The following is a 15,644-nucleotide window of genomic DNA, read 5'->3' as shown; positions in this document are numbered from 1 at the left end:
ATCTTAGAGTTTATGAAGCCAATTTTTAGCCGGGGCCCTTCCCTGCAACTAAGATTAATAATCGCCGTGGTTGTCGCTATCTCTTTATTGATTGCAGATAACCGTATTGGCGCATTTTCTAAAGTCCGCCAGTATCTTGATACTGCTGTTAGCCCCTTCTATTTTCTTGCAAATGGTCCACGCCGTTTCCTTGATCAAATTTCAGAAACATTTGCCACGCGTGAGCGTTTACAATTTGAGAATCAAGCGTTAAGAAAAGAGTTGTTAGTTCGTAGCGGAGAAAGCCAATTACTTGAACAATTTAAGCAAGAGAATGCCCGTTTACGAGAATTACTTGGTTCACCACTGCGCCAAAATGAACAAATGACAGTGACACAAGTGCTGTCTGGTAATAGTACGCCTTATCGAGATCAAGTGGTTATTGATAAAGGAACCAATGATGGCGTCTATGAAGGACAACCTGTTATTAGTGATAAAGGTGTTGTAGGACAAGTTATTGCCGTAAGTGAGCTTACGAGTCGTGTTCTATTAATATGTGACACTTCTCATGCATTACCAGTACAAGTTTTACGTAACGATATTCGTGTTATAGCTTCTGGTGCGGGTTGTGCTGATGATTTATTGTTAGAAGCATTACCTGCCAATATTGATATTCGTGTAGGCGATGTTTTAGTGACATCAGGATTGGGCGGTCGTTTCCCAGAAGGTTATCCGGTTGGTGTGGTATCTTCCGTTAAAGTGGATAATCAACGGGCTTATTCCGTGATTAATGTTCGTCCGTCAGCTGAGCTACAACGTTTACGCTATTTGCTTTTATTATGGAATGCATCAGATAAAACGGGAGAGCCTCCTCTGCCTTCAGAGGTTTATCACGCCGCCAATGAGCGTTTAATGCAACTGATGCCTCAAGTTTTACCTAATTATGAACAAGCAGGGCCACCGCTTCCTCGTTCTATGTCTCAAGAGCCGTTAGATAATACGGCTGAAGGAACTAACGGAACTGAGACACCAGCAATAACGCCTGCTGCAACAAATACACCTGCAAATACCAATAGAAGTAGGTAGACACGATGAATCCATATCAAAGTCGTGGGCGTTGGGTAGTTTGGCTCTCTTTTCTTGTCGCATTAGTTTTACAAATTATGCCGTGGCCAGAACAGTTAGCAGTGTATCGACCTATTTGGCCTATGCTGTTTCTTATTTATTGGATAACCGCGATCCCTCATCGTGTCAGTGTCGGAACTGCATTTGTCTTGGGTATGATTATGGACTTAGTCCAAGGAACGACCTTGGGTGTCAATGCACTGGCTTATACTTTAGTGAGTTATGTCATCGCCTTTAAATATCAGCTTTTTTGTAATTTAGCGTTATGGCAACAAGCCTTAGTGGTGATGTTAAGTGTTGTCGTTGTTGATCTTACTGTATTTTGGGCGGAATTTTTACTTTCACCTGTGACTTTTCACCCTCAAGTATTCTGGAATAGCCCAGTCAGTGGTATTCTTTGGCCATGGCTTTATTTTTTGCTTCGCAAAATCCGTCACCAGTTTTTAGTTCACTAAGTTATTGGATCATGGCGGTCACTTTTGCGTTACCGTCATGAGGACATTATTTGTGACCACGCTTTACCTTGCTTCCAGCTCACCAAGAAGACGTGAACTTCTCGCGTTATTAGATATTGAATTTAGTATTATCACGCCAGCAATTGATGAAATTTGGCAACAAGGTGAAAAACCAGAAGAGTATGTTCTTCGTTTGGCAAAAGAAAAATCACAAGAAGGTGTAAGACAAGCACCTCATGATTATCCCGTTTTGGGCTCTGATACGATTGTGGTTCATGATGGTCATATTCTTGAAAAGCCCCGTGATAAAACTCATGCCGCGCAAATCCTACGTTCACTTTCAGGCGCAACACATCAAGTGATGACAGCAATTGCTATCTCTAATAGAACACGTACATTGAGTCAATTAGTCGTCACACACGTCACTTTTAGAGAGATGACAGAGAGTGAGATTAGCGCGTATATTGAGTCAGGAGAGCCAATGGATAAAGCTGGCGCTTACGGTATTCAAGGAAAAGGAGGCCGTTTTGTTCAACGGATTGAGGGAAGTTATCATGCTGTTGTCGGATTGCCTCTTGTTGAAACCGAAGCGTTGATAGCTCAATTTTCGTCTCTAGCTAATGAGAAGGAGATTTCATGACAGCTGAGTTATTAGTGAATGTGACGCCATCTGAAACTCGTGTTGCCTATATTCGTGGAGGCATACTTCAAGAAATTCATGTCGAAAGAGAAGCAAAACGAGGTATCGTCGGAAACATCTACAAAGGTCGGGTAAGTCGCGTATTACCCGGGATGCAAGCTGCATTTATTGACATCGGGCTGGATAAAGCCGCTTTTCTACATGCTTCTGATATTATGCCTCACACGGAATGCATTGCGGGTGAAGAGCAGAAAAAATTTAATGTTCGTGATATTGCGCAATTGGTGCATCAAGGACAAGACTTAATTGTACAAGTGGTTAAAGATCCTTTAGGAACTAAAGGCGCTCGCCTTACCACTGATATTACATTGCCTTCTCGTTATTTAGTGTTTATGCCTGGTGCATCTCATGTGGGCGTTTCTCAGCGAATTGACAGTGAAGAAGAGCGTGAGCGTTTAAAACAACTCGTTGAAGAGTATTGCGATGAAAATGGCGGTTTTATTATTCGAACAGCCGCTGAAGGCGTTGGCGAGAATGAAATTAAGCAAGATGCCGCTTTTCTTAAACGCCTATGGAATAAAATCATCGAGCGTAAGAAAAGAAATAAAACTCGCATTCAAATTTATGGCGAACTGGCTTTAGCACAGCGTATTTTACGTGATTTCGCGGGTTCTGAGTTAGATAGCATACGAGTTGATTCTAAATTAACCTACAATCAATTGCAGGAATTTATTGGTGAATATATTCCTGAATTAACCGCTAAACTTGAATTACACCAAGGCAATCAGCCTATTTTTGATCTCTATGGTGTAGAAAGTGAAATTCAACGGGCTTTAGAGCGCAAAGTTGAATTGAAATCAGGTGGTTATTTAATTATCGATCAAACTGAAGCAATGACCACTATTGATATCAATACAGGGGCATTTGTTGGTCATAGAAATTTAGAAGAAACGATTTTTAATACTAATATTGAAGCAAGCCAAGCCATTGCTCGTCAATTACGGTTACGTAATTTAGGCGGTATCATCATTATTGACTTTATTGATATGAATAATGATGAACATAAACGCAGAGTATTAGCATCACTTGAACAAGCACTAAGTAAAGATAGAGTGAAAACAACGATTAATGGCTTCTCTCAACTTGGCTTAGTGGAAATGACTCGTAAAAGAACTCGAGAAAGTCTCGAACATGTTCTTTGTGATGACTGCCCAACTTGCCAAGGGCGAGGTACGGTAAAATCAGTTGAAACGGTTTGTTATGAGATTTTACGTGAAATAGTGCGCGTGCATAAAACGATTGATGCAGATCGCTTCTTGGTTTACGCCTCTTCAGCAGTGGCAGACACATTAAAAGGCGATGAATCACATGCATTAGCAGAGGTTGAAATTTTTGTCGGTAAACAAGTGAAAGTGCAAACTGAGCTACTCTATAGTCAGGAGCAATTTGATGTGGTGATGATGTAATGGATTCGCCTTCCTAATGAATATGATGGCAGAAAGGAGACAAAAATGAAGCGGCTGCCTAAATACCTGTTAGTGATAACAGTTTTTTGCCTCATCGTTTTTGCCTTGGTATTAAGCGGATTTCGTTACTTTCTGCCTCGCTTAGATAGTTATCGTCCTGAAATAGAATCGTATCTTACGAAGCAACTCAATAGCCCTGTTTCCATGACAAAAATCATGGGGGAGTGGCAGAATTTTGGTCCTGATATTCAAGTTGAAGGACTGAATATTACCAATAAAGATGTGAACGTTACGGCAGAAAAAGTGACTTTTTCTTTTGACGTTTGGCGTTCATTATTCGCTTTTCGCCTTCATTTTCGTGAACTGACCTTTGAACAGTTATATGTTAATTACCATAGCCCTATTTTTACTGGGCAAAGTGGGGATATAACGTTAACTGAACCTGATGATATTTCTTCCATTTTCCTTGAACAGTTTGATCGCTTTAAACTGATTGAAAGCCGTTTTGTTTTTTTAACCCCTTCAGGAGACACCAGTACATTACATGTGCCTGAATTGATGTGGTTAAATCAAAAAAATCGTCATCGTGCTCAAGGCGAAGTCACTCTTGATACACCGATTAATCATTATGGTGGCTTAAAGGTACGTCTTGATCTCTATACCTCAGAGAACGGTTTAATCGATAACGGAAAGGTATTTCTTACCGCAGATGATATTGATATCTCTCCTTGGCTTAGTCAGTGGGTAAAAAATAATAGTGGGGTAGGCGAAGCCAAAGCGAGTTTATCTAACTGGATTGAAATTACGCAAGGGCGTATTACCGGAAGTCAGTTGCAAATCCATCAAGGTGAAATGGACTGGAGTAGTGATGGAACCTCGCATGCATTAAAAGTTGAAGATTTAATATTGCGGATGAGAAGGCAAGAAAATGGTTGGCTTGCAGATATTCCTTATACTCGAAAAATTGTAATGGATGGTGAAGAGTGGCCTGATGGTTATTTAGCGGTTCTTTATCAACCAAAAGAAAAACAACATGACGAAGCATGGCGTATTCGTGCCAAAAATATTGAGTTAGATAGGCTATATGCTGTATTGCCATTATTCTCTTTTTTAACACCTGATTTTGTTCGTCAATGGCAGTATCGCCAATTCTCTGGGGTAGTTAATGATTTTGCATTAGATCTCACTCCTGAGCATTTCGAGCAAAGCGCGATTAATCTCTCTTGGGAAAATGTGGGTTGGAAGCGTTGGCAAGAGATCCCTTCAGTGCAACATTTCAGTGGGCAATTAAAAGGCAGTATGCAACGCGGTGAGCTTAATTTCACTCTAGCAAACAGTGAAATAGATACTGGCGAATTGTTTAAAGCACCGCTGAATATTGAGAAAGGGAAAGGCGCAGTTTATTGGACTCATTCTGGAGATGATTTATCTCTTTGGAGTGAAGGATTAGATGTTCAAGCTACATCAGCATGGGTTGCGGGTGATTTTCGTTATGAGAAACAAGGTGAAGATCAGCGCCTTTCTATACTCTCAGGTGTAAGAGTTACAAATGCAGGAGATGCATGGCGTTATTTGCCAGAAGAGTATGTTGGTAAAGAGCTGACACAATACCTCTCAGAGGCGATTATTGCGGGTAATATCGATAATGGTACCTTTATTTTCCATGGCGATCCCGCCGATTTTCCTTTTGATAATCACAAAGGGTGGTTCCAAGTTTATGCTCCTGTCAAACACGCCACCTTTAAATTTGATAGCGAATGGCCTGCATTATTCGATCTAGATATTAATTTAGATTTTAAAAATGATGGGCTATGGATGTCTTCTGCACAAGCGAAAGTGGGTAAAGCCACTGCCACAAATTTAAGTGCGGTGATTGAGAGCTATCGACAAGAGAAGATCTTAATTAATGCGGATATTCAAGCCACAGGCGACGAGCTGAAAGAGTATTTCTTAGATTCTCAAATGGCAAGTATTGGTCATACACTTGAAGAGCTTAAAGTCGCAGGAAAAATCAATGGTACATTGAAATTAGATATTCCTTTTGGTGGTGAAGATGTGGTTGCTTCAGGTGATATTAATTTAAAAAATAATGATGTCACATTGAATTTTATGGATACCACCTTAAAAGACGTTAGTGGACAATTTCGTTATCACAATGACAAACTTGAGAGTGATACATTAACGGCTAATTGGTTCGGGCAGCCTCTCGCTTTCTCATTTACAAGTCACAATGATACGGATAATTATCAGGTCGATGTCGGCTTGAAAGGGCAATGGGACATTCAAAAAATTCAAGGATTGCCTAGCGATATTCAACAGAAATTTAGGGGTGTATTTCCTTGGAGTGGCAACGTTAATGTTAAGATCCCCGAAAAAGGCGATGTTGATTATCAAGTTGATTTAACCGGGAATATCAATGCATTAAGTAGCAAATTAACTGCGCCTGAAACACTAGATTTAAAAAATTCACCGCCTATTGTCATTTCTGCAAAGGGTAACAGTGAAACCTTAAGCGTGAATGCAAGTGCTGAGAAACAGTGGAAGCTTAATAGTCAGTGGGCATTAGGAAAACAGTTACGATTATTACAAGGTAACCTTGTTTCTTCTTCTCTTAAATTGCCAGAATTGAGTTCACAACAACGCTTAACTATTGCCCTTAAAGGATTAGAAGGTGATAAATGGTTGCCAACATTAATGGCTTTTTCGTCTTTAACGCCGTCTGAAAATGAAGTCACTTTTCCTGATAATGTGCATATCAGTTTGCCTGATTTAAATTTTGCAGGGCAAAAATGGCGTGATCCTCAAACTGAAATTATGCGCATTCGTGAAGGTGTAAAATTTGCATTTTCAGGAAATGAATTACGAGGCGATGTGTTTATTCCTGAAGCATCAACACCTTGGCAAGTGAATATTAATTATCTCTATTTTAATGGTGTCTCTTCTACCCAAGAAGAAAAAACGTTAAAAATGGCGAACACTACTGATCCTAATGCATTGAAATTTTCTGTAAAAAATATCCCTTCTATTGATTTTGAATGTCGAGAATGTTGGGTAAATGGTCTACTTTTAGGACAAATTCAAGGTTCATTAAAGCAGAGTAATGGCTCATTGCTTTTAACTAACGGTAAATTAGTAAATAGTAGCGGTGAGCTACATGTTAATGGCGAATGGTCGGACGATATCGCAGGAAACAACACCACAAAGCTACAGGGTAAGCTAAAAGCAGATGAAATTGATGAAATGGCAGCTTACTTTGGTTATATCGTTCCTATTTTGCAATCTCCTCTTTCTGCTGATTTTTCATTACAATGGCATAATACACCGTGGAATTTTGATCTTGCGACCTTAAATGGCGATATCAAATCTACTTTAGGTAAAGGGCGGATAGAAGAAGTGAATGTCGGACAAGCCGGTAAGTTACTTCGCCTTGTGAGTTTCGATGCACTTTTACGTAAATTACAGTTTGATTTTAGAGATACTTTCAGCGAGCATTTTGAGTATGACTCGATTAAGAGTGAAATTACGATTAATCAAGGTATTATGAATGCTGATAGTGTCCGAGTTGATGGTGTTATTGCCGATATTGCAATCAGTGGGAAAGTTGATTTACTTGAACGTAAAATGGACCTACAAGTTGTGGTAACGCCAGAGATTTCAGCAACAGTTGGTGTTGCTACTGCATTCGCTATAAACCCAATTGCAGGCGCCGCAGTGTTTGCGGCATCAAAGGTTCTGGGGCCACTTTGGAGTAAGATTTCAGTTATCCGTTATCATGTGACCGGAACTATGGAACAACCCAAAATTGACGAAGTACTGCGTCAGCTTAAGGAGAATCAGGCGTTATGAAAAAAGTTAATGTCGCACTTTTGCAACTTTGTAGCGGTAAAAACACAAAAAATAATTTGGCGCAAATTGAGCAACAGATTAAGCAATTACCCGATTCAGTGAAGCTTGTATTAACACCTGAGAATGCGTTACTTTTTTCAAACTCTAAAGATTACCATAAACACGCTGAAATTCAGGGCGATGGGCCTTTACAAAATGCTATCGCTAAAATGGCTCAGCGTTACAAAGTATGGATCTTAGTCGGTTCTATGCCATTGATTAGTCGAGACTCTCCAGATCAAATTACCAGCAGTAGCTTGGTGTTTGATGATGAAGGTGTTATTCGCGCTCGTTATGACAAAATCCATATGTTTGATGTCAGTATTGATGATGAGCAAGGCGAATATAACGAGTCTTCTATTTATCAACGCGGTGAGCGCCTAACCGTCGTTGATACTCCCGTTGGAAAATTAGGCTTAACTATCTGTTATGACTTACGCTTCCCGGGTATTTTCCAAGCATTAAGAGAAAAAGGAGCAGAGATAATCTCTGTGCCAGCTGCTTTTACCCGTTTAACAGGAAAAGCACACTGGGAACCTTTATTACGTGCTCGTGCCATTGAAAATCAGTGTATTATCTTAGCGCCAGCACAAGTGGGTACACATGATACGCGCCGGACTTGGGGCCATACCATGGCGATTGATGGTTGGGGTAAAGTCTTGAAAAAGAACCCAGATGCTGTCAGTGCGCTAACGCTGAATGTTGGCGTCGAAAGTTTACACGGTATGCGTGAACAGATCCGAGTTGTAAAACATAACCGTTTTCGCCCGAAACTGACCCACTTAATCAAAAAAGTTAAGGATAAAGAAGAATTATGAGTTTAGCTGTTGTCAGCGAAAGTCTGTTGGAAGCAAACAAACTTAGTTTAGATGATTTAGCATCAACACTAGAGCAGCTTGCACAGCGTCAAATTGATTATGGTGATCTTTATTTTCAGTCAAGTTATCACGAGGCTTGGATCCTCGATGACCAGATCATTAAAGATGGCTCTTACAATATTGATCAAGGTGTTGGCGTTAGAGCAATTTATGGTGAAAAAACCGGTTTTGCTTATGCTGACCAACTAACGCTTAACGCACTTAACCAAAGTGCTCATGCTGCACGAAGTATTGTTCAGGCTAAAGGTAATGGTCGTATCCATACTTTAGGTGCTATTCAACATTCTCCGCTATACAGCTTAAATGATCCTCTGCAAAGCCTCTCTCGTGAAGAGAAAATTGCATTATTGCATGAGGTAGATAAAGCCGCTCGTGCTGAAGATAAACGCGTTAAACAAGTTAATGCGTCATTAACGGGTGTTTATGAGCATGTGTTGGTTGCAGCAACCGATGGTACGTTAGCCGCTGATGTACGTCCTTTAGTTCGCCTTTCTGTCAGTGTGCTGGTGGAAGAAGATGGCAAACGTGAGCGTGGCGCAAGTGGTGGCGGTGGTCGCTTTGGTTATGACTATTTTTTAACTAAAGCAGATGGTGAAAGCCATGCAGTTACTTATGCTCGTGAAGCGGTACGTATGGCATTAGTGAATTTATCAGCGATTGCAGCGCCAGCGGGAACAATGCCTGTGGTATTAGGCGCAGGATGGCCGGGTGTATTATTGCATGAAGCTGTAGGTCATGGTTTAGAAGGTGATTTCAACCGTCGTGAAACCTCTGTATTTTCTGGTCGCCTTGGTGAGAAAGTCACTTCCGAGCTTTGTACTATTGTTGATGATGGCACTCTTGAAGGTCGTCGAGGCTCTGTTGCTATCGACGATGAAGGTGTTTCGGGTCAATACAATGTCTTAATCGAAAATGGCATCTTAAAAGGCTATATGCAAGATAAGATGAATGCTCGTTTAATGGGTGTTGCACCAACAGGAAATGGACGTCGTGAGTCTTATGCGCATCTTCCTATGCCTCGTATGACAAACACCTATATGTTAGCAGGAAAATCTTCACCTGAAGAGATTATTGCCAGCGTTGATCGCGGTATTTACGCACCAAACTTTGGCGGCGGTCAGGTTGATATTACATCGGGTAAATTTGTTTTCTCAACCTCAGAAGCTTATTTAATCGAGAATGGAAAAATAACAAAACCAATTAAAGGGGCAACTCTAATTGGTTCAGGTATTGAAGCTATGCAACAGGTCTCTATGGTGGGTAATGATCTCGCTTTAGATAAAGGAGTTGGCGTTTGTGGTAAAGAAGGACAAAGCCTCCCTGTTGGTGTGGGGCAACCTACGTTGAAGCTTGATAAGATCACCGTAGGCGGTACTGCTTAATCTTTGTTATAGTTATTTATACGTATTAATTAAACTCCATCTTTTGATGGAGTTTTTTATCTCAGCGACAGTGAAGGTGCTAATTTATGGGTAAACGTTTATTACCAGTTATTATTGTTATTGCTGTTTTATTTGGTGTTCTCTATAAAGGTTTACTTCCTGAAGCGAATGTATCGTCCTCTTCATCGCCAGTTTCTGTTCCAACATCATCAAGTAATAGCAGCAATAAACCAGCACAACTTCCTCTTTCTATTGATGAAAAAACACAAGCCAATGCAGTGGCTAATTATTTACAACGTCATCAACAGCTACCAAGTTTTTATCTCACTAAAAAACAGGCAAGAGAACAAGGTTGGAATGCGAAAGAAGGTAACTTATGTGAAGTTTTGCCGGGAAGAGCAATTGGTGGTGATCGCTTTATGAACCGTGAAAAACAGCTACCAGAAGAAGCAGGACGCCAGTGGTATGAAGCTGATGTGAATTATCACTGTGGTCATCGTGGTAGCGACAGATTGCTCTATTCGAATGATGGGTTGATTTATGTCACCACTGATCATTATCGCACAATGACAAAGGTTGCTCCTTAATGAAACAGGTTATCTTCGATTTTAAGACGCTAGTAGATAGAGATGCTTTTTATCAGGATTTTGCACTGCAATTTCAGTTAGATGATAATTTTGGCGATAACCTAGATGCATTGTGGGATGCGTTAGTGGGAGAAATAGAATTGCCTGTCAGTATTGTTTTTAAGCATCTGCCTCATCATTCCCGTGATTTTCAGCCTTTAGTGGAAGTGATGCAAGAAGCACAGAATGAACTTGGTAAAGAGGCATTGAGCTTTCATTGTGAGCACAAAGCGAAAAAGTAATTAAGCGCAAAAAGTACGCCCTGAAAATCGCAGTGATACTGAATTTACACTGCGTTTTCAGGATGATCAGGTTTTATGCTGATTCTGATAAATCTTTTAGATATTGAAATAGTAAGCGGAATGATTTTGGTGGCTTATTCGCTTCTTTTTCTTTTTTCGCATTACGGATAAGTGTGCGTAATTGTTGGCGATCTGCCATTGGATAAAGCGCCACGACTTCTTCAATCACTTCATTACCACCTTCGACAAGGCGAATTCGCAGATCTTCAAGTTTATGTAACACTAAGATCTGTTGGTTATGGCGGTTTTTCAGTTTATCAAGCGCTTGGCGGATAGGATCTTCGTCCACATTGCGCAGTAGTTTTCCAATATATTGAATTTGGCGACGGCGTGCTTCACGCTGTACTTTTTGTGCTAATTGAATAGAGGCTAATAATTTCTCATCTAATGGCACGCGCTCTAATTCTTGCGCACTTAATTCAACTAATTCAGTACCCAGTTTTTTGAGTGCTTCAGCATCACGTTTAATTTCGCTTTTGCTGACCCAGATGATTTCGTCCTCTTCTTCCTCTTCTGACGATGTATCGTCAAATTCAGGGTTGAGGTAATGCCACTCTTCAGGCTGCTTTGCCATAATAAAAATTCCTGTTGCAGAGTAAGCCGGGAGTGTGATTTGGTGAATGACCAAAAGCCCGACGGGTGATAACATTCATATATCTTCTATTGTAACTGGGAAAATCGCTTGTTGACCACCTGTCAATTGATTTACTTTGCTAAAAATAAGTAAAAAGTGGTGTTCTCCTTAGGAAAAATGGTTCTCAATGAATAATTCAGATCAGGTAAAACAGCTTGAAGACGCCGTCTCGCTTGCATTAGAGCTGGCTGCTAAACAGTGTGATAGTGCTGAAGTCGCTATTAATAAATCGACGGGCATTAGTGTGAGTACGCGTTACGGTGAAGTTGAAAATGTTGAATTTAACAGTGATGGTGCTTTAGGCATTACGGTTTACCAACAACAACGTAAAGGTAGTGCATCTTCAACAGATTTAAGTCCTGATGCAATTAAGCGTGCTGTACAGGCCGCTGTGGATATTGCACGCTATACTTCAGTTGACCCCTATGCAGGGCCTGCTGATCAAGAGCTATTAGCCTTTGATGCGCCTTTCCTTGATCTTTACCATCCTACCGAGGTAACCGCAGATAAAGCGATTGAGTTAGCATCAAGAGCAGAAAAAGCCGCTTTAGATAGCGATAGCCGTATTATTAATACAGAAGGGGGTAGCTTTAATAGCCACAGTGGAACCCGTGTATTTGGTAATAGCCTTGGCTTATTAAAAAGCTATTCATCTTCACGCTATTCTATGTCGAGTTGTGTTATTGCTCGTGATGGTGACGATATGGAGCGCGATTATGCCTACACCATTAGTCGTCGTTTTGATGATCTAGAATCACCTGAATGGGTAGGCCAAGAGTGTGCTCGTCGTACTTTATCTCGCCTTGCACCTCGTAAACTCCCAACCATGAAAGCCCCTGTTATTTTTGCAGCCGATGTTGCGACAGGTATTTTTGGTCATTTGGTGGCGGCAATCAGTGGTAGCATGATTTATCGTGAATCTTCTTGTTTACTCGATAGCTTAGGTAAGCAAATTTTCCCTCAATGGCTAAATATTCAAGAGCGTCCTCACTTAATGAGAGGTCTAGCATCAACACCGTTTGATAGCGAGGGTGTGCGCACAACCGATGCCGAAATCATTAAAGATGGCGTGTTACAAGAGTGGCTATTAACCACTTATTCAGCAAGAAAACTGGGCTTAAAAAGTAATGGTCATGCTGGTGGTATTCATAACTGGTATATCCCAGGGCAAGGTTTATCGTTTGATGCACTGTTAAAAGAGATGGGAACAGGGCTAGTTGTTACAGAATTGATGGGACAAGGCGTCAGCACAGTAACAGGTGATTATTCTCGTGGCGCGAGCGGTTTTTGGGTTGAAAACGGTGAAATTCAATATCCTGTAAGTGAAGTCACTATTGCGGGTAACTTAAAAGATATGTGGGCAAATATTGCCACTATGGGTGATGATATCGAGATGCGCAGTAATGTTCAGTGTGGATCGTTGTTATTACCAGAAATGAGTATTGCTGGTGAGTAAATTCTAGATACTGATCGCAACCTTTAATCTCAGCCCGCAATGGGCTGAGATATCGCGTTTATCAGTGTGCTTTTCAATTTGAGAAGATAAAAATAAGACGCGAACCTTCAGCTCTGCTTAACGGTGTAATTCACCCGCAGCTTCAGGTTGGTATAGAATTTCTAATACTTTAACCTTAGTTTCAAGGCCATTTGGCAGCTTCCAACTGATCTCATCATCAATCGCTAAACCCAGTAGCGCAGCACCCATTGGCGCCATAACGGAAAGTTCAGTAGTGCTGTCTTTTAATGAAGCAGGATACACTAATGTACGAGTACGCTCTTCATTATTTTTTAAGTCCATAAAACGGACTTTGCTGTTCATTGTGACAATATTAGCAGGGATATCAGCTGGTGTAACAATGTCAGCACGATCTAACTCTTCATTCAATGCTTCAGCAATCGGGCTATCTGCAAATGCCGGTTGTTCAAGTAATGAATCTAAACGTTCTGCATCAAGTTCGTTGATGATAATTGTTGGCTTTGTCATACCACACTCCAATTTATTCCAATGCAAAACAACACCCCCACGGGTGAGGTGGGGGTGTTGTTAAACTCATATAAGAGATAATAGGCGGTTCTGTATAAAAAAGAAAGAGACAGTGATCACAGTCTCTTTCGGGTTATTTAGTTAAGAAATGCTAATCTATTGTTTTCTATTACGATTATTCTTCATCAAACCCCGATTCAAATAATGCGATAATAGCATCAATAGCTTCATTTTCATCACTACCAGTAACTTCTATATCAATTTGACTGCCTTGTTCTGAATCTAACATCAGCATAGCAATCACACTATCCGCTTGTGCTTCAACCCCTTCGTTGTTGCGTAAAATGACGGTTGATTGAAATGTTTTTACTAAATCAAACAACTTCATTGCAGGTCTTGCATGCATACCGAGTCGATTTTTAATCGCAACTTGTCGATATTGGGTCATTTGCGTTTTTCTAGTGTTCTGTGACGTGATTGTACGTTTTTCCCTCTAGAGCGGAAATAATCTGCGAGTTGCTCTGCAACATAAACAGAACGGTGTTTACCTCCCGTACAACCAATCGCAACCGTCAAATAACTACGGTTATTGGTTTCTAACATCGGCAACCAAAGTTCAAGGTAGCTTCTAGTTTGATAAATAAAGTTATGAACTTCAGTGTGTCTATCTAAAAATGCCGCGACAGGGCGATCAAGACCTGTCATTGGACGCAGTTTAGGATCCCAATGTGGATTTGGTAAGAATCGCACGTCAAAAACATAGTCTGCATCAATAGGAATACCATGTTTAAAGCCAAACGATTCAAAGACCATCGTCAGCTCACGTTCACGCTTACCTAATAAGCGAGTACGCAGCATTTCTGCGAGCTCATGAACTGACATCTCAGAAGTATCAATGATGAGATCAGCGCGTGATCGCAATGGCTCAAGCAGATCACTTTCGGTATCAATTGCCATTTCTAACGAAAGGTTCTTGGTCGAAAGAGGGTGAAGACGTCGAGTATCACTATAACGACGAATTAAGGTATTTCTATCTGCGTCTAAAAATAAGAGTTGTGGAGAATATTCAGCGGGTAAACTTTCCAGCGCTTTTTCGAAGATCTCCGGCGACTCTGGCATATTTCGGACATCAATACTGACTGCGGCAGCAGAAGCATCACGTTCAGCCAGTGTTTTTGCGAGCTCAGGTAAAAGATCAACAGGTAAGTTATCAACACAATAAAATCCCATATCTTCAAGCGCACGCAAAGCGACTGACTTACCTGAACCAGAGCGTCCGCTGACTATCATCAGCACCATGAGGTAGCTCCCCTATAATTTCCCAGTGATGAATATCATTCCACTGTATGCTATTCGCGTCCTACTAAACCCGTAGGGGTTATTCTGTGATAATCTGATAAAGCTCTTCATCACTTTGTGCGGAGCGTAGTCGGCGACATAAATTTTTGTCTGCCAACTGTTTTGCAATCAAAGACAGTGTGTGTAAATGTTCCTTACATTGTGTCGCAGGAACGAGTAATGCGAACAACAAGTCGACAGGTTGATTATCAATAGCGTCGAAGGCAATAGGTTCGCTTAGGTGAAGAAACACACCAACTACTTTTTCTGTTTCATCACTTTCAATACGTCCATGAGGGATAGCTAAACCCCCCCCAATCCCTGTTGTACCGACTTTTTCACGCGTTAATAAAGCTTCAAATATCAGTGTTTCGGGTAAATTAAGTGCTTTAGCTGCATTTTCACTGATAATTTCTAACGCGCGCTTTTTACTCGTGCAATGTACATCATTATGCGTACATGCCAGAGAAAGTACGTCGCTAATATTCATCTTTGTATCGTTGTTCATTGTCTTATTCACTTAGACCAGCAAACCAGATGCCACAAGGTGACATCTGGTTTTTTGTTACTGATATTGATTAGGCGTTGGCTTAAACCGAGTCATAAACAACGCAGTAACTTCGCCGATTGTATCCCCATTTTACAATGGGAAATGAATTAATGTTGTCTCAGTTTATCTTTGTGTTTGGTTAATTGACGAGCCAGTTTATCCATTAATCCATCAATTGCTGCGTACATATCTTCTGCTTCTGCAGAGGCATGCAATTCACCGCCGTTAACTTGAATGGTCGCTTCCGCGATTTTATTAACTTTCTCGACTTTCAGGATCACCTGAACGTTATTAATTTTGTCAAAGAACTGAGGTAATTTCGCGCTTTTTGCTTTGACGGTATCACGCAGAGCATCGGTTAATTCAATATTATGACCAGTGATTTGAAGTTCCATAGTGT

The 15,644-nt window shown here is 40.8% G+C and carries 16 protein-coding genes; 10 read left to right on the top strand and 6 right to left on the bottom strand.

Features of this window, described 5'->3' with window-relative positions:
• Positions 1–12 precede the first annotated feature (12 nt).
• The 9 genes from mreC (at position 13) to ABN236_RS06175 (ending at position 10,678) form a co-directional block, all read left to right on the top strand.
• On the top strand, positions 13–1,065 hold the full coding sequence (gene mreC / locus ABN236_RS06215) for a rod shape-determining protein MreC (protein ID WP_349473588.1): 1,053 nt from the start codon (positions 13–15) through the stop codon (positions 1,063–1,065).
• Positions 1,066–1,070: 5 nt separating this feature from the next.
• Positions 1,071–1,559: a rod shape-determining protein MreD gene (mreD, locus tag ABN236_RS06210; protein ID WP_088493819.1), complete on the top strand. Its 489-nt coding sequence runs from the start codon at positions 1,071–1,073 to the stop codon at positions 1,557–1,559.
• Between the two features lie 52 nt (positions 1,560–1,611).
• A complete protein-coding gene (locus tag ABN236_RS06205) occupies positions 1,612–2,199 on the top strand; it encodes a Maf family protein (RefSeq protein WP_088493818.1) in 588 nt (195 codons plus the stop codon).
• On the top strand, positions 2,196–3,665 hold the full coding sequence (gene rng / locus ABN236_RS06200) for a ribonuclease G (RefSeq protein ID WP_088493817.1): 1,470 nt from the start codon (positions 2,196–2,198) through the stop codon (positions 3,663–3,665). The genes ABN236_RS06205 and rng overlap by 4 nt, the downstream gene beginning before the upstream one ends.
• Before the next feature lie 45 nt (positions 3,666–3,710).
• Positions 3,711–7,511: an AsmA2 domain-containing protein YhdP gene (gene yhdP / locus ABN236_RS06195; protein WP_349473587.1), complete on the top strand. Its 3,801-nt coding sequence runs from the start codon at positions 3,711–3,713 to the stop codon at positions 7,509–7,511.
• Positions 7,508–8,368, top strand: a complete 861-nt coding sequence (nit1, locus tag ABN236_RS06190; RefSeq protein ID WP_088493815.1) for a deaminated glutathione amidase — start codon at positions 7,508–7,510, stop codon at positions 8,366–8,368. The genes yhdP and nit1 overlap by 4 nt, the downstream gene beginning before the upstream one ends.
• Positions 8,365–9,810: a metalloprotease TldD gene (gene tldD / locus ABN236_RS06185; protein WP_349473586.1), complete on the top strand. Its 1,446-nt coding sequence runs from the start codon at positions 8,365–8,367 to the stop codon at positions 9,808–9,810. The genes nit1 and tldD overlap by 4 nt, the downstream gene beginning before the upstream one ends.
• 86 nt (positions 9,811–9,896) lie before the next feature.
• Positions 9,897–10,397: a ribonuclease domain-containing protein gene (locus ABN236_RS06180; protein WP_088493813.1), complete on the top strand. Its 501-nt coding sequence runs from the start codon at positions 9,897–9,899 to the stop codon at positions 10,395–10,397.
• Complete coding sequence (locus ABN236_RS06175) at positions 10,397–10,678, top strand: barstar family protein (protein WP_088493812.1); 282 nt, start codon at positions 10,397–10,399, stop codon at positions 10,676–10,678. The genes ABN236_RS06180 and ABN236_RS06175 overlap by 1 nt, the downstream gene beginning before the upstream one ends.
• 73 nt (positions 10,679–10,751) lie before the next feature.
• Here the strand turns inward: ABN236_RS06175 and yjgA are convergent, their stop codons facing one another.
• Positions 10,752–11,312 (bottom strand): ribosome biogenesis factor YjgA, encoded by a 561-nt coding sequence (gene yjgA, locus ABN236_RS06170; protein WP_088495963.1) that lies wholly within the window; start codon positions 11,310–11,312, stop codon positions 10,752–10,754.
• Between the two features lie 187 nt (positions 11,313–11,499).
• Here yjgA and pmbA point away from each other — a divergent pair, with 187 nt between their 5' ends.
• On the top strand, positions 11,500–12,828 hold the full coding sequence (pmbA, locus tag ABN236_RS06165; RefSeq protein ID WP_311755440.1) for a metalloprotease PmbA: 1,329 nt from the start codon (positions 11,500–11,502) through the stop codon (positions 12,826–12,828).
• Positions 12,829–12,945: 117 nt separating this feature from the next.
• Here pmbA and rnk read toward each other — a convergent pair whose 3' ends face one another.
• The 5 genes from rnk to hpf all read right to left on the bottom strand — a co-directional run bounded on the left by rnk (position 12,946) and on the right by hpf (position 15,639).
• On the bottom strand, positions 12,946–13,356 hold the full coding sequence (gene rnk, locus ABN236_RS06160; protein WP_075671465.1) for a nucleoside diphosphate kinase regulator: 411 nt from the start codon (positions 13,354–13,356) through the stop codon (positions 12,946–12,948).
• 175 nt (positions 13,357–13,531) lie between these two features.
• Positions 13,532–13,804 carry a PTS phosphocarrier protein NPr gene (npr, locus tag ABN236_RS06155; protein ID WP_006535359.1) on the bottom strand — a complete coding sequence of 91 codons (273 nt, stop codon included), beginning with the start codon at positions 13,802–13,804 and terminating at the stop codon, positions 13,532–13,534.
• Positions 13,801–14,655, bottom strand: coding sequence for an RNase adapter RapZ (gene rapZ / locus ABN236_RS06150; protein ID WP_023582880.1), 855 nt, complete (start codon positions 14,653–14,655; stop codon positions 13,801–13,803). The genes npr and rapZ overlap by 4 nt, the downstream gene beginning before the upstream one ends.
• 79 nt (positions 14,656–14,734) lie before the next feature.
• Positions 14,735–15,202 (bottom strand): PTS IIA-like nitrogen regulatory protein PtsN, encoded by a 468-nt coding sequence (gene ptsN / locus ABN236_RS06145; RefSeq protein ID WP_023582879.1) that lies wholly within the window; start codon positions 15,200–15,202, stop codon positions 14,735–14,737.
• Between the two features lie 149 nt (positions 15,203–15,351).
• The gene (hpf, locus tag ABN236_RS06140) at positions 15,352–15,639 is read right to left on the bottom strand and encodes a ribosome hibernation promoting factor (RefSeq protein ID WP_036913954.1); all 288 of its coding nucleotides are present in this window, start codon (positions 15,637–15,639) and stop codon (positions 15,352–15,354) included.
• Positions 15,640–15,644 lie beyond the last annotated feature (5 nt).

This window comes from Proteus sp. fly-1013 (genome assembly GCF_040140245.1).
Classification (GTDB): domain Bacteria; phylum Pseudomonadota; class Gammaproteobacteria; order Enterobacterales; family Enterobacteriaceae; genus Proteus; species Proteus mirabilis_B.
Note: the sequence above shows the minus strand (reverse complement) of the source record. Positions and strands in the feature narration are given on the sequence as shown.

Excerpts from the sequence above, each read along its gene's own strand:
- nit1 (WP_088493815.1), top strand. The coding sequence starts at position 7,508 with ATGAAAAAAGTTAATGTCGCACTTTTGCAACTTTGTAGCGGTAAAAAC.
- yjgA (WP_088495963.1), bottom strand. The coding sequence starts at position 11,312 with ATGGCAAAGCAGCCTGAAGAGTGGCATTACCTCAACCCTGAATTTGAC.
- mreD (WP_088493819.1), top strand. The coding sequence starts at position 1,071 with ATGAATCCATATCAAAGTCGTGGGCGTTGGGTAGTTTGGCTCTCTTTT.
- mreC (WP_349473588.1), top strand. The coding sequence starts at position 13 with ATGAAGCCAATTTTTAGCCGGGGCCCTTCCCTGCAACTAAGATTAATA.
- ABN236_RS06180 (WP_088493813.1), top strand. The coding sequence starts at position 9,897 with ATGGGTAAACGTTTATTACCAGTTATTATTGTTATTGCTGTTTTATTT.
- npr (WP_006535359.1), bottom strand. The coding sequence starts at position 13,804 with ATGACCCAATATCGACAAGTTGCGATTAAAAATCGACTCGGTATGCAT.
- rapZ (WP_023582880.1), bottom strand. The coding sequence starts at position 14,655 with ATGGTGCTGATGATAGTCAGCGGACGCTCTGGTTCAGGTAAGTCAGTC.
- hpf (WP_036913954.1), bottom strand. The coding sequence starts at position 15,639 with ATGGAACTTCAAATCACTGGTCATAATATTGAATTAACCGATGCTCTG.
- ptsN (WP_023582879.1), bottom strand. The coding sequence starts at position 15,202 with ATGAACAACGATACAAAGATGAATATTAGCGACGTACTTTCTCTGGCA.
- pmbA (WP_311755440.1), top strand. The coding sequence starts at position 11,500 with ATGAATAATTCAGATCAGGTAAAACAGCTTGAAGACGCCGTCTCGCTT.
- ABN236_RS06175 (WP_088493812.1), top strand. The coding sequence starts at position 10,397 with ATGAAACAGGTTATCTTCGATTTTAAGACGCTAGTAGATAGAGATGCT.
- rng (WP_088493817.1), top strand. The coding sequence starts at position 2,196 with ATGACAGCTGAGTTATTAGTGAATGTGACGCCATCTGAAACTCGTGTT.
- yhdP (WP_349473587.1), top strand. The coding sequence starts at position 3,711 with ATGAAGCGGCTGCCTAAATACCTGTTAGTGATAACAGTTTTTTGCCTC.
- rnk (WP_075671465.1), bottom strand. The coding sequence starts at position 13,356 with ATGACAAAGCCAACAATTATCATCAACGAACTTGATGCAGAACGTTTA.
- tldD (WP_349473586.1), top strand. The coding sequence starts at position 8,365 with ATGAGTTTAGCTGTTGTCAGCGAAAGTCTGTTGGAAGCAAACAAACTT.